A 24,882-nucleotide genomic window follows, 5' to 3' on the forward strand; every position below is an offset into this window, starting at 1 on the left:
TGGAAAATTAGAGCATTACAATGCCAGCATATCAATTTACTGCCATTGACGCTTCAGGGAAGCAGCAAAAAGGTGTTTTAGAGGGCGATTCTGCACGTCAAATTCGTCAGCAATTGCGGGACAAAGAATGGATTCCTGTCAGTGTCGATGCCGTTGAACAGAAAGATAAGCACAGCGGCAGACAGTGGTTTCAGAAAAAAATTACCGCCTATGATTTGGCTTTGCTGACCCGACAATTGTCAGTATTGGTGGCAGCCTCAATTCCATTGGAAGAAGCGGTTCGTGCAGTGGGCAAGCAAAGTGAAAAAGCGCACGTGCAAAATTTGCTGATGTCGGTGCGCTCCAAAGTACTAGAAGGCTATTCACTGGCCAATGCTTTACAGCAATCGGGACGTTTTCCAGACTTATATATTGCGACCATTGCCGCAGGTGAGCGTTCAGGGCATCTGGATTTAATTCTGGAACAATTGGCAGACTACACCGAAAATCGTTTTGCCATGCAGAAAAAAATTCAAGGCGCCATGATTTATCCCATCATTTTAATGCTGATGTCCTTTGCGATTGTAATGGGCTTAATGACCTATGTGGTGCCCGACATTGTTAAAACCTTTGACCAAAGTAAAGATGCTTTGCCGTGGATTACCGTAGCTTTAATGAAAGCCAGTGATTTTATCCGTGCAGCATGGCCATTTTTACTGGTGGCATCGGTGATTGGGGTTTTATTGCTGGCTCGTTTTTTACGTACTCAGGCAGGGCATTATGCCTTTGACCGTTTAACCTTAAAATTGCCGTTATTTGGCAAGTTATCACGCGGTATTAATGCAGCACGTTTTGCCAGTACCTTGTCTATTCTGACTCAGTCAGGTGTGCCGTTGGTCGACGCGCTGAAAATAGGAGCGGCAGTTAGCAATAATTGGGTGATTCGTGATTCTGTCAATTTGGCAGCAGAAAAAGTGACCGAAGGTGGTAACTTGGCGACTCAATTGGAGCGGAGTGGTTATTTTCCACCGATGATGGTACAAATGATCAAAAGTGGCGAAGCCTCGGGTGAGTTAGACCGCATGTTGTCACGTGCCTCGGTGATGCAGGATCGTGAAGTGACCACGCTGATTTCAACCTTGTTGGCACTGTTGGAACCGCTCATGTTAGTGTTGATGGCCAGTATTGTATTGGTGATTGTAATTGCGGTGATGCTGCCAATTGTGAATATGAACAATATGATTTAAATCGTTTTGAAGCATCCTTCTTCAAACTGAACTTAAAATAAATGTCGAATTGATATAAATACATGAGAGAAATTGAATGAAACGGAATCAACTCAATAAGCAATCTGGTTTTACCCTGATTGAAGTGATGGTGGTGATTGTCATTTTAGGGGTGTTGGCTGCCTTAATCGTACCGAATGTGATGGGACGTGGTGAAAAAGCCAAAGTGGATACCACTGCCATTACTTTAAAAGGAGTAGCAGGGGCGCTGGATCAATATAAACTCGACAATGGTAAATATCCATCTATGCAAGATGGCGGTTTAGATGCTTTGGTGAATCAGCCTGCATCGGCTAAAAACTGGTTGCCTGGCGGTTATGTGAAAGGGGGCTATCCGAAAGACAGTTGGGATAATGACATTCAATATGTGATTCCAGGTGCGGAAGGACGTACGTTTGATTTGTATTCATTTGGTGCAGATGGTCAGCAAGGTGGTGAAGGCACCGATGCCGATATTTATTATCAGCCTTAATGTTTATTGAATGTGGTATACGCTGCATTTATAAAGCAAATAGATTCAACATCTATAGCCGTTGTTATCGATATGATGAAATAAAAAACCGAGCATAGCTCGGTTTTTTAAGTTATTTTGCCTGAGCTGCATCATTAGCGCCGTGATTTAAACGATACATCTACCTGATGTGGACGATAAATCCAGCCCAGAATTAATAACAGCAAAGAGAAAATCAGCACAGGCCAATCGCTGAGTCGAGTATACAGTGTTTCACCTTGCATGGCAGGCAACTCACCGCGTAGCACAAACTCTTGATCCATTGGTGCTTGTTTTACAATACGACCATGATGATCAATAAATGCAGTCACCCCTGTATTGGTGGCACGAATGAACCAGCGTCCATTTTCTTTGGCACGCATTTGCACCATTTGTAAGTGTTGCAGCGGCCCTGCGGTACCAGTAAACCACGCATCATTAGATACGGTTACCAAAAAGTCACTTTGGCTGGCATTTCTGCGGGTCAGGTTTGGATAGGCTACTTCATAACAAATGGCTGCACCCAAATCATGCTGCTTAATCGAAAGCGGCTTTTGATCTGATGCACCCCGTGAAAAACCACTCATCGATGGGTCATTTTGCATGGCAGGTAGAACCCAGCTCAGTAAACCTGAAAGTGGAATGTATTCACCAAAAGGTACCAAACGTTGTTTTTTATACAAACCTTCTGCGGCGTCACCCGTTGCCATAATACTGTTGTAATACATTGGATGTTGCTGCATTTGTGATTCAGGCAAGTCCCAGTACGGAATACCTGTGACCCATGAACTACCTGTTTTTTCTGCCTGTGTTTTCATGGCATCTAAAAACGGTTCAATATCGGTCTGGAACATTGGAATTGAAGACTCCGGCCAGACAATAATGTCTCGTCCCCATTCGGTCCGGGTCAGGCGAGTATAAATTTCCAGTGTCTTGATTTGGTATTCTGTGAGCCATTTTAAGTCTTGTGGAATGTTGCCCTGAATCAGAGAAACCGACAGCGGCTTTTCTGCTTTTTCAGTCACAAAACTGAGTTGCGCTGCACCCCATGCGCCCAAGAGTAAAATTGCAGATGGAATAAGCCAAAAGATTCGTTTTTTCAGGATTTCTACCAGTGCACAGGCCAGTAGAATGACCACAAAAGACACCCCGAAAATACCAAACAGCGGTGCATAGCTATCTAAAAAGCGTTCGGTGAAGGCATAGCCTGCAAATAGCCATGGAAAACCTGTAAATACCCAAGTTTTCGCCCATTCAAAAAATACCCACAGTGGAGCGAAGGTCAGAGGTGTTTCAGGGAAAAACCGCCGATACAACCACGTCTGCACGGCAGTAAACAGCCCCATGAGCAAGGCCATAATCGCAATCATCACCACGCTTAAAAAAGCGTTGGTATCGCCGTAGACATGAATAGATGTATAGAGCCAGAAAGCACCAACAAACCAAAGCCCGATCCCGTAAGACCAACCAATAAAGAAAGCCTGTTTAGGGTTGCGTTTGCTTAAGCTGGCATACAGTAAAGCTGGTGACAGCAGGGCAATCCACCAGTAATGATAAGGGGCAAGTGCCAGACTAAATACGGCACCTGCTAACAGCGCAATGATGAGTGGATAAATCAGAGGCAGTTGTTGATGTTCTGAAGCATTGGACAGCTTGGAAAAAAAAGACCTCATTGACGTACGGCTCGAATCAGATGAATAGTGCGGGCATCTGCTTCAAGAATGGTGAACTCCCAATTGCCAATCACAATCACTTGTCCTTGCAAGTCACTCACTAAACCAATTTCTTGAAGCAATAAACCGCCCACAGTTTCTACTTCATCGTCAGAAAAATCTGCATCTAAAACATTGTTAAAATGTTCGATTGGTGTAAGTGCTTGTACCAGCCAAGTGTTTGCAGTTTTCGGGTCATTATCTGGAATAATGTATTCTGCTTCTTCGTCTATATTGTCGTGTTCATCTTCAATTTCACCGACAATCTCTTCCAAAATGTCTTCTAGCGTGACCAAACCTGAAGTGGTGCCGTATTCATCAATCACAACCGCAATATGGGTTTGAGTGTTTTTAAGCATGCGCAATACTTGGTCTGAACGTGCACTTTCAGGCACAAACAATGGCTGACGCATGAGGGCACGAATATCGACTTTAGTTCTTTGTTCGGTCAGTAATGGCAATAAATCTTTTGCCAATAAAATTCCCACCACATTGTCTGGTTGGTCAGATGAAAACACAGGAAAACGTGAATGTGCCGATTCGACCAAAACGTGCAGAATGTCGAGTAACTCGTCATCTTCCTGCAAGCTAATCATCGCGGTACGTGGGGTCATCACTTCACGAATTTTGGTGGCAGGTAAATCCAGAACACCTTCGAGCATTGCCACCGTATCGGGTTCTAAAAAACGACGTGAATCTTGTACTAATTTTAGCAATTCATCGCGGGTTTCTGGCGCGGTGCCTAACCATTTTCTTAAGCCACGCATACCCCACGATGGGCCTGATTCCTCGTGCATGATCTTTCCTAAAGACTCTTTATATCTAAAAAACTTAGCTTAATCATACCTTAGAAAACACAGTTGTCTATTGCTAATCTTGGGAGAAAATGACGGCAATTACGTCACGAGATGTGTTGCTGTGCGTAGCGGGAACACATAAAACAAGGCTGCGCTTTATGCTAAACTAGCCCGATGTTTTAATATCGAGTCTGTGCATGTCTGAACTTCCTGTCACACCTAGTATTCAACTGAATACCCGTGGTTTGCGTTGCCCTGAACCTGTGATGATGCTGCATCAAGCCATTCGCAAATCTAAGTCTGGCGATGTGGTTGAAGTGTTTGCAACTGACAATTCGACGTCTTGGGATATTCCAAAATTTTGCATGCATTTGGGGCATGAGTTGTTATTGCAAGAAGAACGCTTAGATGAGCAAGGCAATAAAGAATTTCATTATTTGGTGAAAAAAGGCTAATAGGCAAAAATTAGCCTCAGCACTTTTAGAACACTATAATTTAAACACGATAAAATAGTCATGTGATCCATATAGGCATATTTCATTTGCAATTCATGCAAGTTGAAATATGCCTTTTGTGTTTTTAGCCATGACGTTCAACTTTATTTTTAATTTTTCATCAATTTTGCATCAATCCAACCTGCTTCACAGTTTGAGTTAAAAAATGGCGAAACGATCCACGAGTTGCGTTATCTGCTACACATTTTTTAAGGGACTTTTCAACTTTTCTGCATTTATAGGGCAAGTTGTGTGCTTGTGCAAAATCTAACAAAGCTCTGTGTGTTGTATAAGAAATAATTTTTAGAGTGTGAGTTTAGTCTATTGTTTAGTATTGATTTTTAACAAAATTATTTTAAATATTTTTTAATATATGGAAAAATTAGCCTATAATGCGATCAGTTTATTGAGTTCGATTGCAGAACATTTGGGGATAAAATTAAGCAGATTTGGGGTTTTGCTTGGTTTGAATGTTATATGGCAGTGTTTATGTTTTCTCTGTACACGACAAATTTCACAGAACCCTTATCCTATCAGGATTCTGCTTTCTTAAAATTGCCAAAATTTCCTTAAACTCTTCTTTTTTCCCAAAACAAATTAAACGCTGAATCGCCATTTGAACATAGTCTAAACCATAGCGAAATAAACTCATTGAGAGTCGTCCATGCTTCTTTATTTTTATCGCTTTTTTTTGATTATGTTGCCATTCACCCGTTAAGTAACACCAACAGAAGCTTATAGCTAACACCGCAATCAATTTTTTCACTCGTCTAGGGTCTGTCAAGCGCGTATTTTCAAGATTAAACCCGCGTCCTTTGAGACAACTGAATAAGGTTTCAATTTCCCAGCGTAATGCATAATCCTGAATAGCATTGGCATTAAACTGAGGAGAAACGACGAGTAAAAGCTCTCCATTTTCTAACTGTAGTGCACTTATATATAGTTTCACCCGACCAACCAAAATCCGTCGTTTACGACATTCAATTTGACCAACTTTAAGATGGCGAAATAAATCACTAATTTTATGATTCTTTCCTAAATGATTGGTGACAATGAAGTTTTTTTAACACGAATGCAGAAGTTGATGTCTTGTTCAATTAACCATGTAAACCACTGCTCACCGATAAACTCTCTGTCTGCGAACACATTCACAATACGGTCTTTACCAAAAATGGCTATAAAGCGTTGAATCAAAGCAATACGCTCTTTCGTATCTGAATTTCCACGTTTATTAAGCAATGTCCAAAGGATAGGTATCGCTATTCCACGATAAACGATTGCGAGCATCAGGATATTAATATTTCGTTTTCCCCATTTCCAATTGGTTCTATCTAAAGTCAGTTGCACTTGGTCGAATGAAAACATATTGAAAATCAACTGAGAAATTTGACGATAATCAAAATACTGACCTGCAAAGAAGCGCTGCATACGTCGATAAAATGATTGTGGTAAACACTTGATGGGCAAGGCTTTAGATGCAGAAGAAAGATTACATGTTTGCTTTAAAATAATCACAAGCATGATGAGCGCAAAGCACTTTAAATGTGACTTGTTCCATTTTAGAGATTTGTTTAAGATAAGATATAACTCATTGAGATGTGTCATAGTATTCGTCGTTAGAAAACAATTATTGTGACATTATTTCAATGAGTTATCTATTTTTGTCGTGTACAGAGTTATGTTTTATAAGGCTGAAAAAGCTGATTAAGCTGTCGCATTAAAGTAGTCAAGTTAAGAAAAATAATTTTGGGGGGCTTAACTGATTGTCTTTATCTTAAAAAAATATGCCATTTAGACTGAGCAAAATCTGCTTAATTTTTTACGTGATCAATCATCAATAAATCTTGCGTTATCATCATTTTGATTGAGTACGGTATGATTTTAGATAAAAAGCAAAACTTTTCTTTAAAGCCACTGAGTGTGGCGTGTTTATTGGCCATGAGTATCTCAGGCTGTTCATCGGGTTCAGGCTCTCAGCCAAGCACAGTTCAAGTCACTGATGTGTTGGGGGCAGAAAATGTCAGCCAAGAAGATCAACCGACTACAAATGAAGGCATTGGCAGCGGAGTAGAGCAACCTGTCGCACCATCTGCACCCATTACCGATCAACCTCCTGTGAATTTAGAGCTAGATCATGGCGATGTATCATCCAATGGTGGTGGTTTGAGTGGTGGCAGTACAGATCATGGCAATACATCACCAACTGAAGATTCACTTTTAGACAGCAATGATGCTGTACCTAGCGATGATGCTACCGTTTTAGAAAATAATGATGTCAATCAGCCTGATACGATACCTACACTTGAATCACCTCCGTCAGAAGTAGAGCAACCAGTCGATGTGGTAGCTCCACCAGTAGCCGAGCCTGTTTTAACCGACACCGTCTTGGTCGATAGTGCGATTCAAGATATTGAAGTACCACAAGATACATCTGAAGTTGAGATGGGTAGTACGATTCAAGAACTTGAACCCTCACAAAACACTTTAGAAGTCGAAACAGGCAGTGCATTTCTTGAAACGAAGGCAATTTAACCATCACAGGCAACTATTCGATGCAGATTGCTGCAGATCAGCAGCAACATGCGGGTTTTAAAGCACGTTTTGGCAATTTGCTGACGGTAACGGGAACCGCCAATTTGGCAGGGACTTTGAACCTGTTTGATGAAGTGCCACTTGATCAGCCACTTATTACTGCACAAGGTTCACAAACTACCGTATTACGTGCGCAACAAGGCGTACAGCGTGAGTTCGATGCTTATCGCTCAAGCAATCCATTATTTGAGTTGACACAAGTTAGTTATCGTCCTGAACTGAATGCAACGGGCGAGCCTGTACGTGCGGCAGATACAATCAATACCGATGTGGTGATTACGGCAAAGCGTAAATCGACTGAAACGGTGGCGGCTCTTGCTGCTGAACTTGAAGGACGTACTCAGGTTGCCCGTAATTTAGATGTAGTTTTAGCAAGTCTTGATCAGAAACAACAGTTAGAAACGCTGGAAGATGCTGAAAAAGTTTTTGCCAATCGCTTATTTAACAATTTTGCTCAAACTATACGTTATAGCAATGCTGCTGAAAGTACAGTTTCTACGCAGGCATTGAATCAACTGTTTCATCAACTTGATCCAAGTTTTTATGCCAATACCGTTTTAAATGTCGCAGAAGAAAGCAGCAAGCAAGAACGTCAGTTTGCACAGCGTTTGGCAACCGCACAACCCAAACAACTTTGGTTTTCGGGTGATTACCAAAGTTATGATATGGATTATGTCGGCTTAAATAGTGAGCGCCGTAGTCATCATCAAGGTGTTGGTGTGGCAACAAAACTAGCAGGGATGACCTTGGCAGCGCAGGCCGATTTCAGTCAACTGAACTTAGATGATGCCGTACAAACAGGCTCAAAAAATAGCAGTCAGAGCAAAGCCTATGCACTAACTATGGGGACAGCACAGCAGCTTAATCGTGATTTAAGTGTCGCGGCATGGTTAAAGGCATGCAGGTGGATGTTGACGCGCAGCGTGGTCATGCTCAAGCACAAAAAATACAGTTTGATGGACAAATGTATGCCGCAGGTTTGCGTCTAGATTATAGCTATCCACTCAGTCAAAAAATGCAGATTCAACCGTATTTAGACGCTTCGTTCCAACATTATGTTCATGCCGAACAAACTCAGCAGGATGGTGTCAACAGCTTAGATGATTTGGTGATGCAGCGCTGGAATTTTGGTGCAGGTTTGCAAGCCAATTACCAGTTGAATCCAGCATGGCAATTGCAAGGCAGCTTGTATTACAGCCAACCGATTCAGGAAAAAGCATATTTAGATACCCATTATGTAGGCACAGCGGAGAAACTGAAGTTTGATGCATGGCATGCCGATCAAGGTCAATATCATGCTGCCTTAGGTTCACAACTTCACTTTGGACAACATAGTTTTCTCAATTTGAATTATGAATATAGCGGGCGATCACATAGCGACAGTCATCGGGTACAGTTGGCGGTAACGACTCGATTCTAATTGATCGTTTTATTCATGAGAAAGTCATGAAAAAGCGTAGATTTGCGTATGAATGAGAAGTTTGAATCTTGATTGAAACAGCCATGTAGATAAATCTGCATGGCTGTTTTTTAGATCACAGTCAAATGGACTGAGTTTTAGACCGCATAGCGACTCATTAAAGTCAGTGGTGCTTTGGACTGTAAATAATCGGCAGGAATAAATACGATATTGGCAGCGTGTTGCTGTGCTGCATCAATAATATGGTTGATCACATCGTCTGTGGCTTGTGCGCTGTCAGGTGCGTGCGCTTGATCTAGATAAATTCGTTGCTGGTCGGTATCGACCCAACCTGTCTGCATGTAGCCTTGTTGAACATATAAAGTATCGACATTATTTTGCAACACTGCCTGATAAATTTGCTGCAGATCGGTCACAACACGGTCACTGGCATAGAGTTCATCCAGTTGCTGCGCATGTTGCTGATGCAATTGTTGTTGATGGCTTTTTAGCTCGGTCTGAATACTGTCAATAATGTGTTGTGCGCTGCCTTGTTCTAGCTGAGTGACGTTATCTACACTGAAAATAATGGCATTGGGTTGGTCGCAAATAGATTCATAAAAACTGATATTGCGTCGATCACCCACAATGACCAAGCCCAATGGCTCACTGGCACGTACAGTTTGCACATTTTTATCGACACGGTTTAAAAACTCTTTGAGTAAACGGTCTTCATTGGCGGCTGTGGCACGTTCTGCACCGCTGGTGCTATATAAGTTATCATTTTGAACAGGAAATGCACCATGTGGCAGTCGTTCATTCAAGTCGCTGTCATCTACAGAAAACTCATGGATTACACGATCATTGGAGGCCTTAATCAGACGTCCAACTTCACGACTGATCACTACCACATAGTATTGCACTGCATAAGATAGCTCACGAATAAAATCACGCACTGAAAATTGTTGATCAATCACAATACGTTCTTGGGTAGGGAATGGCAGACGCAGTACTTGTGCACTGTCGGCTGTGGCAAAAATAGCCAGACTGTCTAAATGGTAGTTGGGATTCAAATCTTTGGTTTGATGATGAATCTGTTCTAAAATTTGTGCCACCAGACGTTTGTCATAGTCTGCCAACAGGCGTTCTTCGAGTTGTTTAAGTTGGTTTTTAAGAGCAATCACATCTTGCTGATTGTCTGGAAAGGTACGATGTGTGGGTAGAAATAAGCTGACTGCAGGTTGTGCCTGCACATTTTTAAGTTGGTTGAGGGTGTCTGTTAAATTAAGCATGTTGGAATTCCTCTTCTAATGAAAATAAGAACAACCAAATGCTTGAGCAAGATAAAACTCAAAGTACTGCTTTATACTCCACTCCAGTCAGTTTTAGTCAGCATCTACAACATTTTGCTACCGTGCTAAGTGCTGCATAAAATGCCGAATAGCATTGTATAAAAGCTGACAAAACAACATTTTCGGTTGTTCAAGTCTGAAAAAAACGAAATAAAAAACTAAAAATAGAAAAGATAAAAAATAAGCAAAAACAGCATAACAAGGAAAGTTATTCAATCGCCTGCTTTTGAATAGAGAAATACCTGAAAAATGTAAGGGATTATGAGACCTTGGTAATTTTGTAAACTGTGTATAAAAAAGCAGTGCCGAGGCACTGCTTTTGGGTTTCTCAATTGCGATTCGCAATTACATATTCGGGTAATTCGGACCACCGCCACCTTCAGGTGTTACCCAAGTGATGTTCTGTGATGGGTCTTTAATGTCACAAGTCTTACAGTGAACACAGTTGGCTGCGTTAATCTGGAAGCGTTTTGAACCATCATCATTTTCCATGATTTCATAAACACCCGCAGGGCAGTAGCGCTGTGCAGGCTCATCCCATTTAGGTAAGTTTACGTTCACTGGAATAGAGGTATCTGTCAACTTTAAGTGTGCTGGCTGATTTTCTTCATGTACGGTATTCGATACGAACACTGAAGATAAACGGTCAAAAGTCAGCTTGCCATCTGGTTTTGGATAGTTCGGTTTAAAGCTGGTTGCATCTACAGTTTTGAGTGCGCTGAAATCAGGCACTAAATCATGCAAAGTAAATGGTACTTTAAACACGTTCTGGTCGATAAAGTTAAACGCACCACCCATCCATTGACCAAACTTATGCATTGCAGGGCCAAAGTTACGTGCGCTATAAAGTTCTTCTTTCAGCCAGCTGTTGTTGAATTTTTCAGTGTAAGCCGTTAGCTCTTTCACAAAGAAATCTTCGCCTTCAGTTACGCGAGCAATCGCCAAGTCACCGCCTTTTGCGACACCTGCAGCAATCGCTTCAAATACTGCTTCACCGCAAAGCATGCCAGACTTCATGGCGGTATGAGAGCCTTTGATTTTGGCAAAGTTTAAGAAGCCTGCATCATCACCAATTAAAGAACCACCTGGGAAGGTGAATTTTGGCAATGAGTTAAAGCCACCTTTGGTCACAGCACGTGCACCATAAGAAATACGCTTGCCGCCTTCTAGATACTGTTTAATTAGAGGGTGAGTTTTCCAGCGCTGCATTTCCATAAATGGATACATGTGTGGGTTGGTATACGACAAGTCCACAATCATACCCAAAGTCACTTGGTTGTTTTCTGCGTGGTATAACCACCAACCGCCTGAAGAACCTGTTTCACTTAATGGCCAGCCTGCACCGTGCATGACTAAACCTGGTTTGTGTTTTGCAGGGTCAATTTCCCAAAGTTCTTTAATACCAATCCCGTAGTGTTGCGGATCGGCATCTTTATCCAAATTGAATTGCTGGATTAAACGCTTACCTAAATGACCACGACAGCCTTCTGCGAAAATGGTGTATTTGGCATGTAGTTCATAACCCGGTGTGAAGTTATGCGTTGGCTCGCCATCTTTACCAATGCCCATGTCACCAGTTTGGATGCCTTTAACCGTACCATCGGCATGGTAAAGAATTTCAGATGCCGCAAAGCCAGGGAAAATAGAAACTTCTAATTCTTCGGCTTTTTGACCTAACCAACGCACCACGTTGCCTAACGAGATCACGTAGTTACCATCGTTATGCATGGTTTTAGGCACCATCCAATGCGGTGCTTGCTGAGCTTTTTCAGGTGACATCAAGAAGAAAGTTTTATCTTCAGTCACAGGCACATTTAAAGGCGCACCTTCTTCTTTCCAGTTAGGAAATAACTCGTTGATGGCGCGAGGCTCAAGAATTGCACCCGAAAGGATATGCGCACCAACTTCAGAGCCTTTTTCGACCACACAAACGGACAGATCATTTAAATTGTTTTCAATTGCAAGTTGACGAATTTTGATCGCAGCAGAAAGACCCGCAGGGCCTGCGCCTACGATGACTACGTCAAACTCCATCGATTCACGTTCGATGTGTTCCATGTAGGACTCCTCATATAATTGAAGGTGGCAACCGCATCAAGCAACGGTGCTGCCATGAGTATTTTTAGTTGCCAGACACAAATTTAATCGTGTCTTTTACAGTATGGGTAAGTATTGTGAGCTAGTATAGTTTTAAACCGAGTCTTAGCCAATTGGCTGAATCGTATTATTTTTCCGTCAGTAAGGTACTGCAGCATGAAGCATGACGATAATTCAATCAAACCGACAGAAAATGTAGCTACGGCTGATAATAAAAATTTAATGCACATTGCACAATATATAAAAACTGGACAGTCAGGTCACAAAAGATCAATCCCTCCTTTGGAGCAATGGCATCCAAAGCATTGTGGAGCAATGGATTTGCTGGTCAAAGCCAATGGAGAATGGTGGCACGAAGGTCAATTGATCAAACGTCAGGCATTGGTTGATCTGTTTTCTAGTGTGTTATGGAAAGAGCAGGGCAAGTTTTATTTAAAAACCCCAGTGGAACAAATTGAAATCCAGGTAGAAGATGAGCCTTTGTTCATCAATCAGGTTGATGTGGTCGAAATCGGACAGCAAAATTATATTCAACTTATCACTACACATCAGGATATTGTGATTGTTGATGCCGAGCATCCTATTTTTATGCGTGAATATGCAGGTGAGCTGCGTCCTTATGTGCATGTGCGTTTTGGTATTAATGCCCTGATTCAGCGTGCGGCTTTTTTACATTTGGTGGAATTGGGCGAGCTGAGTGAAAATGCGCAGGGCGAAACGATTTTATCGTTGAAAAGTGGTGATTTGCACTTGCATTTAAGCAGCTGAGGTTTAAGCTTTATTCATCCCATTTTGTATTGCTGAATCTCTTGCTATGACAGCCATTCATCCTGTTTCTCCCTTAAATCAAGCCATGCCAAAAGCACAAGCCAGTGCGCCAATTGGTATTTTTGATTCGGGCATAGGAGGCTTGTCAGTTGCCATTGAAATTGCAGAATATTTGCCCAATGAGCGCATCCTTTATTATGCCGATACTGCACATGTGCCGTATGGCCCACGTGATGATCAAAATATTCGAGAACTCACTGCAGCTGCAATCGAATGGTTATATCGACAAGGTTGTAAAGTTGCGGTCGTGGCGTGTAATACTGCTTCTGCTTTTAGTCTAGATTATCTGCGCGATCATTACGGCGAAGATTTTCCCATTATTGGTTTAGTGCCTGCTTTAAAGCCTGCCGTATTAAATAGCCAAAGCAAAACTGTGGCTGTACTTGCGACGCCTGCGACTTTTCGCGGACAACTTATTAAAGATGTGATGCAGCGTTTTGCGATTCCTGCTCAAGTGCAAGTCTTGAATGTCACCAATCTAGATTTAGTGCCTTTTGTTGAGCAAGGGGCGCAAATGAGTAAGGCATGTTTAAGTTCCTTACAGCAGAGTTTGCAACCTGTGGTCGATCAGGGCGCGGACTATTTGGTGCTCGGTTGTACCCATTATCCTTTCCTAAAACCTGCGATTGAGTCCATTTTTGGTCAGAAACTGACATTAATTGACTCAGGAATTGCCGTTGCGCGTCAAACTTCCCGCATTTTAATTAAAAATGAGTTATTATTTGAACAAAGTTTGGCAGATACTTTACAAATTGCGTGTTATGTCAGCGGGAACAATGCAGAACAATTAAAGCCCGTGTTGCAGCATCTTATTCCAGGCAATATTTCTTGGAGTATCGCAAATGTGAGTACTGTGGACTGACTTTAAGATAATTTTTTTATGATTGGGGAAAGGCATTACAAGTAGACGGTGACCGACTTGTAATGGCAATAGGAGAGGGGAAACCAATGCTCGATAAGCGCTATCAGGTCTTTATCTCGACGTCTGGGGCAGATATGCAGCCAGAACGAGTGATCTTGGCACAAACATTGGTGGGAATGGGTTTTTTTTCGTGGGGTTTAGAACAACGTACCCCACTCAGCACTGCATTTGCACGCCGTCAAATTGATGATTGTGATTATGTGGTGATTCTATTGGGCAGCCAGTACGGTGAGCAATCGGTGTCGGGCGTGGGGTATATGCATTTAGAGTATATTTATGCAGTCACCAAGCAAAAGCCGATCATTGTATTTATGCACGAAGACCCAGATTCACGTGATTCATCTTTACATGATGAAAAACCTGAATTGCGTGAAAAATTCAAAGAGTTCCGTAAATTATTACAACAAGATGTCGATCAGGTGTTTAGCTACCGCACTCTGCGTGATTTAGAGCTTGCTGTCCGCTTTAATATGTCGCAAATGCTAGAACGTTATCCGACTTCTGGTTGGGTGCGCCCGCAAAATACACAAGCTTTGCATGATGAAATTGAACGTTTAAAAAGTAAGTTACGTCAGCTGGAAACCGATGTGGGACAGCGCGAAGCAGACCCGTTTCTAAGCGTATCTAAAGTGTCGATGAATGAATCATATCGTTTTGAATATCGCATGCATGCCTATCAGGATGGTAACTTTAGAGAGCTGAAAGTTGAGCGAAGTTTAAGTTGGGCGCAGTTGTTGGCAATTTTAGGCAATACTTTTATTCATCCAACCCCTGAAGAATATTTTTCGAAACGCATGAATGAATATTTGAATGAAACTGGTTTGGAGGATGCACGTCGGATCATGCCACGTGCGCATGCAGTTGCACGTGCCCAAATCAATATTCGGGCCTTGCATCAGATTAAAATGCAAATGCGTCAAAATGACTGGATTGTGCAGGCGGGGCGTGATGATCGTCAGCGGATGTTGTGGCAAACCACGGCAAAAGCGCAAAAACTTTTAGAGAGCAATTTGCTAGATACCGATCGGGTTTATTCATTTAAAACACCGTATTAATCTCTCAATACAGAGTGAAAAAACTGTTAAAGTAGTCGGGCTCAATCATCAGACACGAGGGCTGAATGTTGTCTACAGCAAAACCCAAAGTAACCGTTCTTTTAGCCAATTTAGGTACGCCTGATGAACCGACTGCAGCAGCGGTTCGCCGTTTTTTAAAGCAGTTTTTATCCGATCAACGGGTGATTGAAATTCCAAAACCGATTTGGCAAATCATTTTGAACTTATTCATTTTGCCATTTCGTCCTAAGCGTGTTGCACATGCTTATGCCATGGTCTGGCAGCAAGATTCACCGATGCGGGAAATTTTGTTGCAACAGGTTGATGCTTTAAAACAGCAGTTATTGCCGCTATATCCTGAGTTTGAATTGAATATTCTACCGGTAATGACCTATGGCAATCCGGGTATTCAACAGGCTTTGGCAGCTTTGAGTCAAAATCCTCAAGATCACGTGATTTTGTTCCCTTTATTTCCACAATATTCGGCAACTTCGACTGCACCTTTATATGATGCCGTTGCCAAATGGGTGCCACAGCAGCGTAATTTGCCGGGCTTATCCATCATTCGTGATTATTATCAGCATCCTTTATACATTCAGGCGTTGGCGCAAAGTGTGCGTGAATTTCAAGCCGAGCATGGTGTGGCAGAAAAATTATTGATGTCGTTTCATGGCATTCCACAGCCGTATGCCGATAAGGGTGATCCGTATGCAGAGCGTTGTCGGATCACGGCCAAATTGCTTGCCGATGCTTTAAATTTAAATGATGATCAGTGGGCAATTAGCTTCCAGTCACGTTTTGGCAAACAAGAATGGGTCAAACCCTATACGGATGTTTTGTTAGAAGAATGGGGACAGCAGGGCGTGAAGTCGGTGCAAATTATGAGTCCTGCTTTTTCTGCAGATTGTTTGGAAACGCTAGAAGAATTGGCAATTCAAAACGCAGAATTGTTTTTACAAGCAGGTGGCAAAGAATATGCCTATATTCCTGCACTGAATACCCGTGCCGATCATTTGGATTTGCTCAAACATTTACTTCAAGCTAATCTTGATGCTGTAAAGCTTAACCTAAGCCATTAATTTTTGAGGTTCGCCACCATGTTGCAAGTCAAAATTGTTCCCGTCACCGCTTTTCAGCAAAACTGCTCGATTGTGTGGGATGCAGAAAGCAAAGAAGCAATTTTGATTGATGCAGGCGGTGAGCCTGAAAAGCTGAAAGCCGAAGTTGAAGCGTTGGGTTTAACGGTGAAAGCTTTGTGGCTCACTCATGGACATTTAGACCATGCGGGGGCTGTTGGTGCGTTGCAACATTACTGGAATGTTCCTGTGATTGGTCCACAGAAAGAAGATGCTTTTTGGCTAGATCAGTTGCAAGAAGTATCTGCGCGTTATGGTTTTCCTATCCCTGAAAAAGTCACTGTGAGCCAGTGGCTAGACGGTGGTGAAGTGCTACAACTCGGTGAAGAAAGTTTTGAAGTGCGCTATGCCCCAGGGCATACTCCAGGTCATGTGATGTTCTATAACGCCAAATATGGCATTTTGTGGACGGGTGATGTGCTATTTAAAGGCTCGATTGGACGCACCGATTTTCCACGTGGGAATCATCAACAATTGCTAGATTCAATTCAGCGCGAATGTTTTAGTTTGCCCGATGACACTCAGTTTATTTCGGGGCATGGTCCCATCAGTACCATTGGATTTGAAAAACAGCATAACCCGTTTGTAGCAGGGCAAGCAGGTTAGAAGCAGTGTGTATTTATACTTTAAGAAAAAGTCAGCAGTCGCTGACTTTTTTATTTGCGAAAGGGATTATTCAGCATTTGTTTGCTTTCAATTGCAAACAGCATTGTAAAAATTGTCAGTAAGATGCCTATGCACAGCATGAGTAAATCATGCGCATATAGTCCAAAGCCTAAACTGCTGGTAGAGAGTAAAATACACAGCATTACAATTCCTTTTAACATGATTTCCATGGTGAGATGTTCCTAGGTTATTTTTTGCTTTCTTTATTGTTATGTGCAGTGACGGAGTCACGAACAGTGCAAAGTATAACCTGTGCTATTTCTGCTGAAAGCAATTATAGAACAACTAAGTTTTGAGCAATTTTTCTAAAAATGTGAAAAATTCCATGAAACTGCGTGTAGTTTTAGGCAATATTTGGCGTGGTAATTTATTGCTTATTCTTCAGAATTTTCTGCTTGAGGCGCATCCTGCGTTGGCAGTCTGTATTCATCATTTGCCCATGCACCTAAATCAATGAGCTTGCAACGTTCGGAACAAAAAGGACGAAATGGATTATTTTCCCATTGCGAAGGTTTGCCACAACGTGGGCAAGGAAAAGAGCGTGGCATGATCAACTCCAAATGAAAAATGCAGGATTGGATTAGGCAAATAGCACCTGACTTGGTAGACTTGTGCCGAATTTTGTAAGTTTGATCTGATTATGCCAATTCGTCAATTTCAAGCACAGCGTATGCATGCCCCTCGTGATTTTCAAGCCATTGCCAATGAATCGATTTGTGTTGAAATTGGTGCGGGAAAAGGCAGGCATGCTTTATTATTTAGTGGGCAACATCCCGATAAAAAATTAATTGCGATTGAGCGTACCCGCGAAAAATTTGTAGCGATGCAAAAACAGCATCAACTTGAAGGTCAGCACAACTTACAAATTGTGCATGCCGATGCCATTCCATGGATTGTGCATGCTTTATTTCCTGCTCAAGTTGGGCAATTCTTTATTTTATATCCGAATCCAGAACCACATAATGCCACCCAGCGTTGGTTGAATATGCCATTTTTTGAGTTTTTATTGTCGCGTTTAAAAGCAGGCGGCAGTATTACTTTGGTAAGTAATATTCCTGAATATATTGCAGAAGCACAGCAACAGCTGATTGAAGTGTGGAAATTGCCATTTATTCAGCAGGATGTTCCAGTGGATTCAGCACGCACTCATTTTGAAATCAAATATTTAGCACGTGGTGAGCGTTGTCAGGAACTGCTGATCACCAAACCTGCGGCTTATACAACCCGTTTTGATGATTTTCAGCCTTTGCAAGGACAGCAGCCGACTTTAACACCTGCTGCAGTTGAGGCGAAAGTTTCTGCAGACTCAAGTGCAACAACTGAGTAAACAGGCATGAAACAGCGCATTGCAATTATAGGAGCAGGGCCAGCAGGGCTAATGGCTGCCGAAGTGCTGAGTCAGTATGCCTATGATGTGCATGTCTATGAGCAGAAACCTTCAGCGGCACGTAAGTTTTTGATGGCAGGTAAAACGGGGCTGAATATTTCACATGCCGAACTGATTGCACAATTTATTCAGCGTTATGATCGGGCGGAATGGTTGGCGCCGTGGATTCAACAATGGGATGCGGCTTGGATTCAAAACTGGATGCAGGGTTTAGGTATTCAGTCTTATGTAGGTTCATCGGGGCGAATTTTTCCACAAGAAATGAAAGCCGCACCTTTGCTACGCGCATGGTTAAAACGCTTGGTTGATGCAGGCGTGCAGTTTCATTATCGGCATCAGGTATGTGATTTAAAGAACAATCAACTCAGTATTCAAAATCTAAGTACAGCGCAAGTTGAACAACAGCAGTTTGCCGCCATTGTGATGGCATGTGGGGCTGTGTCGTGGTCGAAATTAGGTAGCGATGGTGCATGGCAGCGTTGGTTATCTGCCAATGAAATTCAGCCTTTTCAAGCCAGTAATGCAGGGGTGGAATGTCACTGGTCTAACTATATGCAGCCAGTTTTTGGACAACCTTTAAAACGTGTGCAAGCATGGGTGAAAGGCGCTGAAGCGAGCATGGGCGATATTGTGATTAGCCATTATGGTTTGGAAAGTGGCTTAATTTATAAGCAAGGGCGAGCATTGCGACAGTTGCAGCACGCTCAACAACCGCTGCAGTTACAACTCGATTTGCTACCCGATTTAACCGTTGAGCAACTCTACCAAAAGTTGCAACCTTCCAAAAAACAGTCTGTAAGCAATATTTGGCGTAAGGCAGGTTTGGATGCCGTGAAGTCTGCAGTCGTGCGTGAGTTGGTGGATAAAGCCCTTTGGCAGCAACCTATGCAATTGGCGCAGCAGATTAAAAATTTAACGGTGCCTTTAAAGGGTTTTCGTCCTATTGAAGAAGCAATTAGCTGCGCGGGCGGGGTTAAACGCGAGGTTTTATCTGCACAATTGCAGTTAAACTCTAATCCTCACGTTTTTCTTTGTGGTGAAATGCTGGATTGGGATGCACCAACGGGCGGCTATTTGCTGACAGCCTGTTTTGCTACGGGACGCGCTGCTGCTGAAGGAGTGCATCAGTATTTACAGCAGCGTCCGTAAAAATACGCTATTCATCTAGTTGTGGATATTGCCCACGCCAATGTTCTAGTTGTTGCTGCGCCTGTAATAAGTCTGCTAAGCCTTGCTGTCGTTGTTGTTTGCTGACAGGATAAGGTGCAGAAGCCGTATTTTGAGTTGCCAGATATTGCGCTTGCTGTTCCCAATAATGACTCATTAAGCCTTGAATATAACGCCCTTGCGGCGTTTTTAAATCCAGCTCTTTAAGCATACTCAAGGCAGATTGAACATTGTCCTGCAGGCGATTTTGTGCAAATGCAGCATCGAGTTGTTTGCTTTCATGTAGGCGTTCTAACTCATCTTCCAAATCATTGCTCATTTGGTCATGGCGTTGTTCATAATCCATCAGCAATTGAATGTCATGCGGGTCATCCGCAGTCATTTCAAAGGGTTGAATCGCGGCTTGCTCGACCTGAGTTTGCATGATTTGATCTTCAGGGCTGAGTTTGTCTGCATGTTCTACTTTGCTGCGCTCGCAAGCGCTGAGGGAGAACGCCAAAAAAATTGTTAAGGGAGCAATCGCGTGTTTAAAGGTTATTTGCATTTATTTGCTCCCTCTCATTCAACTTTTTGATAGACATACAAATGTGTACAATAGGGAAATTCAATTTCATCTTGCACATGCTTATTCGTATATTCTAATACTAATTGTTCAAATTGTGTTTTGAGTTGTTGTTGCTGTTCAGTTGGCATTGCAGCAATGAAACTGGTCGAAAGCAAACGCTTAGACACGACTTGTTCAACTGTACCAACATGCGTGTGATGAAATTTCTGCTCGTGAGTAAGTTGGAATAAATCTGTATCGGCAAATACCTGACGCCAGTCCTGATTGTGAAAACGCGGTGTATCGCCCTCAAAAGGCAAAATCATCTTTGCCAGTGCATTGACCCAATTGACTGAAATATCACGTTGATTCCAAATTAACAGCAAATGACCTTGCGGTTTTAAGATTCGGTGAATTTCCTTTAAACTTTGCAGATTGGCAAACCAATGAAAAGATTGCGCACAGCTCACCAAATCTGCACACTGGTCGGGGAGTGGTAATTGCTCACTTCGTGCCTGAATTGTCTCAACATGCGGGTAAAGTTGCTTTAATTGGGCTAACATGTTGGCAACTGGATCTACCGCTATAAGCTGAGTTGTCAGTTTGAGCAAATGTGGCAGGAACTTTCCTGTGCCAGAACCCAAGTCTACAATATTGCTATTCAGTGGAACTTGGAGCCGATCTTGCAGGAAAACATCGACTTCTTGCGGGTAACTGGGGCGAACTTGTTGATATAGGTTTGCCCCTAAAGCAAAGCCTTGTTGTGCGGCAGGATGTAGAGATTGTGTCATATTTTGCGATTTTTAATCTGCTGTGCATCTATAAAATAACATATTCACTTTTGAACTTGCGTACAGTGTATTCAAGTTTAAAGTAACGGTTTAATTCAGCGCCTTGGCGCCGGTGTGGGAATGGACAAACACATAATTTTTGAAGACGGACATATCCGCGCTATTTTCATGAAAGGCTCATCTCAGGAGCTGATTTTTTCTTTTGGCGATTTAATTACACGGGCCAAAGGAACGTCTATTAATGCCGAAAAATCACTGGAAAAGTTTCATTTTAATGTGATTGGGGTCATGCCTAAGGAAAAATCATGGTTTCCTGAAGCTTCTATGCGCGCCATGTTGGCAGCCATTCAAGACCTGATTGCCTCGTTTAAAATTCGAGTGGGCTATGGCGGCTCAATGGGCGGCTATGCAGCAATTAAATATTCCAATTTGCTGGATTTAAACCGTATTGTGGCTTTGGTGCCGCAGTATTCAATTGACCCTGAAGATATTCACGACCCACGCTATAACATGTTTTATCAGGCAGATTTAAATGCCAATATGCGCATTCAAGCGCAAGATGTATCGGCACAGCGTGAATATATTGTGGTCTATGACCAATATTATGCTGAAGATCGTGGGCATTATTTAAAAATTCAGCCTTTAATTCCGCATTTACATACCTTACATTTGCCATTTACAGGGCATGATGCAATTGCGATTTTAGCCAACTCTGAATTACTGAATGACTTTTTAACCCATCCTTTTGATGCGCCGTTCTTTTACCAAAAAATTCGCAAGGTGAAAAAGAACAGCAAGTTTTACTATCGTAAAGTGATTGAAAATGTCTTGCCGAATCATCGTTGGTCTTTAGGTCGTATTTTAAAATACAATAACTTACAGCTAGACAGTAACTTTTTTGATGCCAAGTTAAAACAAAACCTGATTCGCTCTTTGCTTAGTAATAAACAGGTCGATCAGCACGATTTAAACAAACTTGGCTTACAAATTCAGTTGCCGTATGAAAATCGTAATGTCTTGCTCGACCATTTTGGTCATGGTTTGGTGTTTAACATCATCAGCCAAAAAATTGAGAGCTATGCCGCACATGCGATTGCTTTGAACCATAAATTCCTGATTCCGATTTATGCAAAGGGCAGTGGTTTGGTGCAAATTTATCTGAATGATGAACGCTATTTAATTAGTATGAATGATCGTCATATCATGAAACTATGCAAGGAACAAGATGCGCTTGCTGCAGGCATGCACCCATTAATATTGAAAAAATATAGCGACTATTTTGTGTTGAGCTATAAAGATTTAAACTTGAGCAGTGATGAGTTTGGCGGCAATGATTTTGTAGAAGATTTGCCAGATACTGCCAAATTTTCCCTAGAACTGGAACAGTAAGCTGCAAAGTTTGATCCATGATTTAGATGGTTTAAATTTTAGACACTTGTATTGTTTTGCCATTGGGCTAAGATGATCTTAAAACATGGTTTTGTTGATCATTCCAAGGGTAGTATGTATGACCAAGTTGTTGATGCCTGCTGTGCTTGTTTTGCTGTCCAGTTTCATTTTATCTGCGACTTTATTTGTAGATGCGCCTGAGCCGAAGGCTTATCTATTTTTCGCTTTAGGTTTGTTGGTATTGTTGGGATTAGGCGCTTATGTATTCCGACAAGTTCAAAAATCGATACGCTATCACATGAATAAGCCTGCAGATTAAATGCAGGCTTATTTATTTGCGCTGAGTTATTTTTGTGCTTTTCAAGCAACCAATAAATCAAAAAAATTATAGTTTAATCACTTTAATTTCTTCTTCAGCCTCTGCACTTGGTGCAGCCTGAGTTTGTGCTTCCTGATTAGGTGCGGTAGTGGTGGCTGCAGGGGCGATATTCTGCGAAGGCGCGCTTAATGGTGCTTGATAGATAGGTACGGCTTGATCACTTTGCCCTGTAATCACTTCTTTGGTTTCCTGAATTTTATTATTGACCTGACCCGCCAGTTGCTGCCCTGTTTGCTTGGCTTGCGCTGCACCCTGACTGCCCAAAGTTTTGGCATTGTCTAAAGCCTGATGTGCCGATGGACGAATTTTCTCAATGCCTTTTTCTGTGACTTCACCCACTTTTTGTGCAGCCTGAATCACATCTTCCTGAGTTTTATAAGCCCAGACGTGTAATAAATTTGGATTGTCTGCATAAGGGCGAATCGGTTTGTGGCTTTGATTGTCTTGTGTAGGTTCAGAACTGTTTTGCGCACATACAGCAGCACTGCTGAGCAATAATCCAATGGCAATACCGAAACTGATTTTATTCATGTGTTGGCCTCTTTAAATACGCAGTGTGGTGGCTACTGAAAGCTTGAATGTAGATGAGGATTCTTGGCAGTACCCATCTTAAAATTACAACCTTCACGCGCTATGTAGTGATGTTGTTGAGGATTGTATAAGGAATACATGACAAATACTGTTTGCTTCTCGCAAGTTTAATTGTCTTTAGAGTGATGATTGAACATGCGTTTGAATCATGTGGTGTTTCTAAGCACAATTTATGCAGATCATAAGCAGAGCATAAATAGAAAGACCCACAATAATTTGTGGGTCTTGTTACTCTGGAGAGTTTTAAAGCAGGGCAGTATTGGACTGCACTGCACGATTATCTTAATTTGAAATATCTGAAGATGGCGGGTTTGTGTTAAAAGTCACACAATCTTGCTACATCAGGATACATTCAGGTTCGTTTTAAATTAGTTGCATTGTGCAAGTGCATCTTTATGAAAGTGACTGCGCAAGGTAATGAAGTTTTTTTGTACCGTAGCATCGTGCAAGTCAAAGTGCTGTGCGGTACTGGTGCCGTCTTGGGCAAAAGTTGCAGAACCTGCTGAAATTAAAGTGTTGCCTTTAAATGCCCATTGTTCAATTGAGCGACCTGCCTTGAGTGTACCTGTAAATTCAATAACACATTTATCAATAAATTTAGTGAGTTTTGCGCTGTTGTTTACGGTGTCTGGGTAAACTTCGATATTTTGAACTTCTTGTAATACACCTGCAGTAAGCTGCGGAATAACAGGTGCAGAGGTACACGCACTAAGAGAAAGGCAAGTTAAACCCGATAAGATGAGTGTTTTAAGTTTCATAAGCTTGTTTTCTTGTTGAGTGTTGTTAGGTTGAGTATAGGGAATTGGTTAGAAAATGACTATAGCTCAGTGATTAACGATTCCAATCTTGTGTGCGAATACGGCCAGTCTGATAATAAATCGACACTAATTCGATAAAATTCTTAAAATCTGAGTTTTCATTTAGAATTCTATTGATTGATTGCCAATCCACTTCGGGTCTTCGGCGAGCAGGAAGTAAGATTTCACTTTCAGTTGGATTTTCTGGGTTGAGTAAAATTACACCTATACCATGTAAAGCTGAAAGCATACGCAGTTCTTCTTCAACTTCATTGGTAGAAATTGAGGTTGCAACTAAATATCCTTCATTTGCCCAACTTGAATTACTAACAGCTTGGAAAAAACTACTTCTAATATTTGAGTTATTTAGTTCTTTTTTTACCTCGAATGACCAAAGGCGAACATTCTGACCTGAACCATGTTTAACGCAGGTCTTCACTAGTTCATGCCACTTTTTATCAATAGGCTGTATAGCAACAATATCAGGGTGTAACCATTGATTACCATTTTGTCCTCGATTATTTGAAGACTTTTTTTCATCAATTCTCAGGCTATAGAGGTTTAGCTCTTTAGATAAATATTCGATGAGAATAGGATATAAGTCGTACTCTGAAAATATTTTTTCTTGAATTGGTGGTGGATTATTGTCTTCTGCATCAATAATTAATGAATTATGGAAGTCAATTCCTGTTATTGGTGAAAGATTTGAAGGGGGTTCATACCAATATTGGCGTGGACGTGGCCTTTCTTGATATTTTACACAAGGATTATTTTGAATTAAGTCTGGGAAAATACTATATAACTCTCGAATAACTTGTTGTTTAAAAGCACCCTCATTGTTTTCAAATTTAATATTATTTCTTTTCTCGATATAATCTTGAGGATATGTAGCAATTAATTTATCAGCAATAAATCTAGCTGTAAATTTTTGATTAGGATTAGATTTTAAAAATTCTAATGCTTTTTGAGCTTGTGATAATTTCATACTTTTGATAAAAATAAAAAACCCCACTCATTTATAGCGGGGTTTCT

27 protein-coding genes are annotated in these 24,882 nt (G+C 41.6%); 15 read left to right on the forward strand and 12 right to left on the reverse strand.

What is annotated here, in order from left to right; all coding sequences use genetic code 11:
- Positions 1-20 precede the first annotated feature (20 nt).
- Entirely contained in the window at positions 21-1,226 is a 1,206-nt protein-coding gene (gspF, locus tag C3Y93_RS11545) for a type II secretion system inner membrane protein GspF (protein ID WP_104852974.1), read from the forward strand.
- A gap of 76 nt (positions 1,227-1,302) precedes the next feature.
- On the forward strand, positions 1,303-1,737 hold the full coding sequence (gspG, locus tag C3Y93_RS11550; protein WP_104852975.1) for a type II secretion system major pseudopilin GspG: 435 nt from the start codon (positions 1,303-1,305) through the stop codon (positions 1,735-1,737).
- A gap of 134 nt (positions 1,738-1,871) precedes the next feature.
- Here the strand turns inward: gspG and lnt are convergent, their stop codons facing one another.
- Together lnt and C3Y93_RS11560 are read right to left on the reverse strand one after the other, a co-directional pair.
- On the reverse strand, positions 1,872-3,428 hold the full coding sequence (lnt, locus tag C3Y93_RS11555; protein ID WP_104852976.1) for an apolipoprotein N-acyltransferase: 1,557 nt from the start codon (positions 3,426-3,428) through the stop codon (positions 1,872-1,874).
- Complete coding sequence (locus C3Y93_RS11560; RefSeq protein ID WP_104852977.1) at positions 3,425-4,264, reverse strand: CBS domain-containing protein; 840 nt, start codon at positions 4,262-4,264, stop codon at positions 3,425-3,427. The genes lnt and C3Y93_RS11560 overlap by 4 nt, the downstream gene beginning before the upstream one ends.
- A gap of 197 nt (positions 4,265-4,461) precedes the next feature.
- Here C3Y93_RS11560 and tusA point away from each other — a divergent pair, with 197 nt between their 5' ends.
- The gene (gene tusA / locus C3Y93_RS11565; RefSeq protein WP_004975955.1) at positions 4,462-4,719 is read left to right on the forward strand and encodes a sulfurtransferase TusA; all 258 of its coding nucleotides are present in this window, start codon (positions 4,462-4,464) and stop codon (positions 4,717-4,719) included.
- Positions 4,720-5,272: 553 nt separating this feature from the next.
- Here tusA and C3Y93_RS11570 read toward each other — a convergent pair.
- Positions 5,273-6,363 (reverse strand): IS4-like element ISAba1 family transposase gene (locus tag C3Y93_RS11570; protein WP_104852978.1). Its coding sequence is split into 2 segments (ribosomal slippage): positions 5,273-5,823 and positions 5,823-6,363, totalling 1,092 coding nucleotides; the frame shifts between segments, so codons are not numbered across the junction.
- Between the two features lie 270 nt (positions 6,364-6,633).
- On the opposite strand from C3Y93_RS11570, the gene C3Y93_RS11575 reads away from it, so the two are divergent.
- Genes C3Y93_RS11575 through C3Y93_RS11585 form a run of 3 tightly spaced genes read left to right on the forward strand, consistent with a single transcriptional unit; the run spans position 6,634 to position 8,770 of the window.
- On the forward strand, positions 6,634-7,290 hold the full coding sequence (locus tag C3Y93_RS11575) for a hypothetical protein (RefSeq protein ID WP_104852979.1): 657 nt from the start codon (positions 6,634-6,636) through the stop codon (positions 7,288-7,290).
- Positions 7,291-7,310: 20 nt separating this feature from the next.
- Entirely contained in the window at positions 7,311-8,339 is a 1,029-nt protein-coding gene (locus C3Y93_RS11580) for a hypothetical protein (RefSeq protein ID WP_104852980.1), read from the forward strand.
- Positions 8,249-8,770, forward strand: coding sequence for an autotransporter domain-containing protein (locus tag C3Y93_RS11585; protein WP_158660401.1), 522 nt, complete (start codon positions 8,249-8,251; stop codon positions 8,768-8,770). The genes C3Y93_RS11580 and C3Y93_RS11585 overlap by 91 nt, the downstream gene beginning before the upstream one ends.
- Positions 8,771-8,907: 137 nt before the next feature.
- On the opposite strand, the gene C3Y93_RS11590 is transcribed toward C3Y93_RS11585, so the two are convergent.
- Both C3Y93_RS11590 and C3Y93_RS11595 read right to left on the reverse strand, forming a co-directional pair.
- Positions 8,908-10,041, reverse strand: a complete 1,134-nt coding sequence (locus C3Y93_RS11590) for a hypothetical protein (RefSeq protein WP_104852982.1) — start codon at positions 10,039-10,041, stop codon at positions 8,908-8,910.
- A gap of 405 nt (positions 10,042-10,446) precedes the next feature.
- Positions 10,447-12,159 carry an electron transfer flavoprotein-ubiquinone oxidoreductase gene (locus C3Y93_RS11595; protein ID WP_004975965.1) on the reverse strand — a complete coding sequence of 571 codons (1,713 nt, stop codon included), beginning with the start codon at positions 12,157-12,159 and terminating at the stop codon, positions 10,447-10,449.
- A 195-nt stretch (positions 12,160-12,354) separates the two neighbouring features.
- Here C3Y93_RS11595 and C3Y93_RS11600 point away from each other — a divergent pair, with 195 nt between their 5' ends.
- The 5 genes from C3Y93_RS11600 to C3Y93_RS11620 all read left to right on the forward strand — a co-directional run bounded on the left by C3Y93_RS11600 (position 12,355) and on the right by C3Y93_RS11620 (position 16,745).
- Positions 12,355-12,966, forward strand: a complete 612-nt coding sequence (locus C3Y93_RS11600) for a DUF1285 domain-containing protein (RefSeq protein WP_004975967.1) — start codon at positions 12,355-12,357, stop codon at positions 12,964-12,966.
- 46 nt (positions 12,967-13,012) lie between these two features.
- Positions 13,013-13,888, forward strand: coding sequence for a glutamate racemase (murI, locus tag C3Y93_RS11605; RefSeq protein WP_104852983.1), 876 nt, complete (start codon positions 13,013-13,015; stop codon positions 13,886-13,888).
- 86 nt (positions 13,889-13,974) lie between these two features.
- A complete protein-coding gene (locus C3Y93_RS11610) occupies positions 13,975-15,003 on the forward strand; it encodes a DUF4062 domain-containing protein (protein WP_104852984.1) in 1,029 nt (342 codons plus the stop codon).
- Between the two features lie 65 nt (positions 15,004-15,068).
- The gene (gene hemH / locus C3Y93_RS11615) at positions 15,069-16,082 is read left to right on the forward strand and encodes a ferrochelatase (protein ID WP_104852985.1); all 1,014 of its coding nucleotides are present in this window, start codon (positions 15,069-15,071) and stop codon (positions 16,080-16,082) included.
- A gap of 18 nt (positions 16,083-16,100) precedes the next feature.
- Positions 16,101-16,745 carry an MBL fold metallo-hydrolase gene (locus C3Y93_RS11620; RefSeq protein ID WP_104852986.1) on the forward strand — a complete coding sequence of 215 codons (645 nt, stop codon included), beginning with the start codon at positions 16,101-16,103 and terminating at the stop codon, positions 16,743-16,745.
- A gap of 50 nt (positions 16,746-16,795) precedes the next feature.
- Here C3Y93_RS11620 and C3Y93_RS11625 read toward each other — a convergent pair whose 3' ends face one another.
- Positions 16,796-16,975, reverse strand: a complete 180-nt coding sequence (locus C3Y93_RS11625) for a hypothetical protein (protein WP_004975984.1) — start codon at positions 16,973-16,975, stop codon at positions 16,796-16,798.
- 204 nt (positions 16,976-17,179) lie between these two features.
- Positions 17,180-17,353 carry a DNA gyrase inhibitor YacG gene (locus C3Y93_RS11630; protein ID WP_104852987.1) on the reverse strand — a complete coding sequence of 58 codons (174 nt, stop codon included), beginning with the start codon at positions 17,351-17,353 and terminating at the stop codon, positions 17,180-17,182.
- An 86-nt stretch (positions 17,354-17,439) separates the two neighbouring features.
- Here C3Y93_RS11630 and C3Y93_RS11635 point away from each other — a divergent pair, with 86 nt between their 5' ends.
- Together C3Y93_RS11635 and C3Y93_RS11640 are read left to right on the forward strand one after the other, a co-directional pair.
- Positions 17,440-18,132, forward strand: a complete 693-nt coding sequence (locus C3Y93_RS11635; RefSeq protein WP_228153797.1) for a tRNA (guanine-N(7)-)-methyltransferase — start codon at positions 17,440-17,442, stop codon at positions 18,130-18,132.
- A gap of 6 nt (positions 18,133-18,138) precedes the next feature.
- Positions 18,139-19,341, forward strand: a complete 1,203-nt coding sequence (locus C3Y93_RS11640) for a TIGR03862 family flavoprotein (RefSeq protein ID WP_104852989.1) — start codon at positions 18,139-18,141, stop codon at positions 19,339-19,341.
- A 7-nt stretch (positions 19,342-19,348) separates the two neighbouring features.
- Here the strand turns inward: C3Y93_RS11640 and C3Y93_RS11645 are convergent, their stop codons facing one another.
- Both C3Y93_RS11645 and C3Y93_RS11650 read right to left on the reverse strand, forming a co-directional pair.
- Positions 19,349-19,903, reverse strand: a complete 555-nt coding sequence (locus tag C3Y93_RS11645; protein ID WP_104852990.1) for a hypothetical protein — start codon at positions 19,901-19,903, stop codon at positions 19,349-19,351.
- Between the two features lie 14 nt (positions 19,904-19,917).
- On the reverse strand, positions 19,918-20,694 hold the full coding sequence (locus C3Y93_RS11650) for a class I SAM-dependent methyltransferase (RefSeq protein WP_104852991.1): 777 nt from the start codon (positions 20,692-20,694) through the stop codon (positions 19,918-19,920).
- 120 nt (positions 20,695-20,814) lie between these two features.
- On the opposite strand from C3Y93_RS11650, the gene C3Y93_RS11655 reads away from it, so the two are divergent.
- Both C3Y93_RS11655 and C3Y93_RS11660 read left to right on the forward strand, forming a co-directional pair.
- Positions 20,815-22,083, forward strand: coding sequence for a hypothetical protein (locus C3Y93_RS11655; protein ID WP_104852992.1), 1,269 nt, complete (start codon positions 20,815-20,817; stop codon positions 22,081-22,083).
- 118 nt (positions 22,084-22,201) lie between these two features.
- A complete protein-coding gene (locus C3Y93_RS11660; protein ID WP_104852993.1) occupies positions 22,202-22,402 on the forward strand; it encodes a hypothetical protein in 201 nt (66 codons plus the stop codon).
- Between the two features lie 66 nt (positions 22,403-22,468).
- Here the strand turns inward: C3Y93_RS11660 and C3Y93_RS11665 are convergent, their stop codons facing one another.
- The 3 genes from C3Y93_RS11665 to C3Y93_RS11675 all read right to left on the reverse strand — a co-directional run bounded on the left by C3Y93_RS11665 (position 22,469) and on the right by C3Y93_RS11675 (position 24,835).
- Positions 22,469-22,993 (reverse strand): hypothetical protein, encoded by a 525-nt coding sequence (locus C3Y93_RS11665; protein WP_104852994.1) that lies wholly within the window; start codon positions 22,991-22,993, stop codon positions 22,469-22,471.
- Between the two features lie 428 nt (positions 22,994-23,421).
- Complete coding sequence (locus C3Y93_RS11670; RefSeq protein WP_104852995.1) at positions 23,422-23,811, reverse strand: hypothetical protein; 390 nt, start codon at positions 23,809-23,811, stop codon at positions 23,422-23,424.
- 73 nt (positions 23,812-23,884) lie between these two features.
- Entirely contained in the window at positions 23,885-24,835 is a 951-nt protein-coding gene (locus C3Y93_RS11675; protein ID WP_104852996.1) for a COG2958 family protein, read from the reverse strand.
- Positions 24,836-24,882 lie beyond the last annotated feature (47 nt).

The organism is Acinetobacter sp. SWBY1, assembly GCF_002946595.1.
GTDB lineage: Bacteria > Pseudomonadota > Gammaproteobacteria > Pseudomonadales > Moraxellaceae > Acinetobacter > Acinetobacter towneri.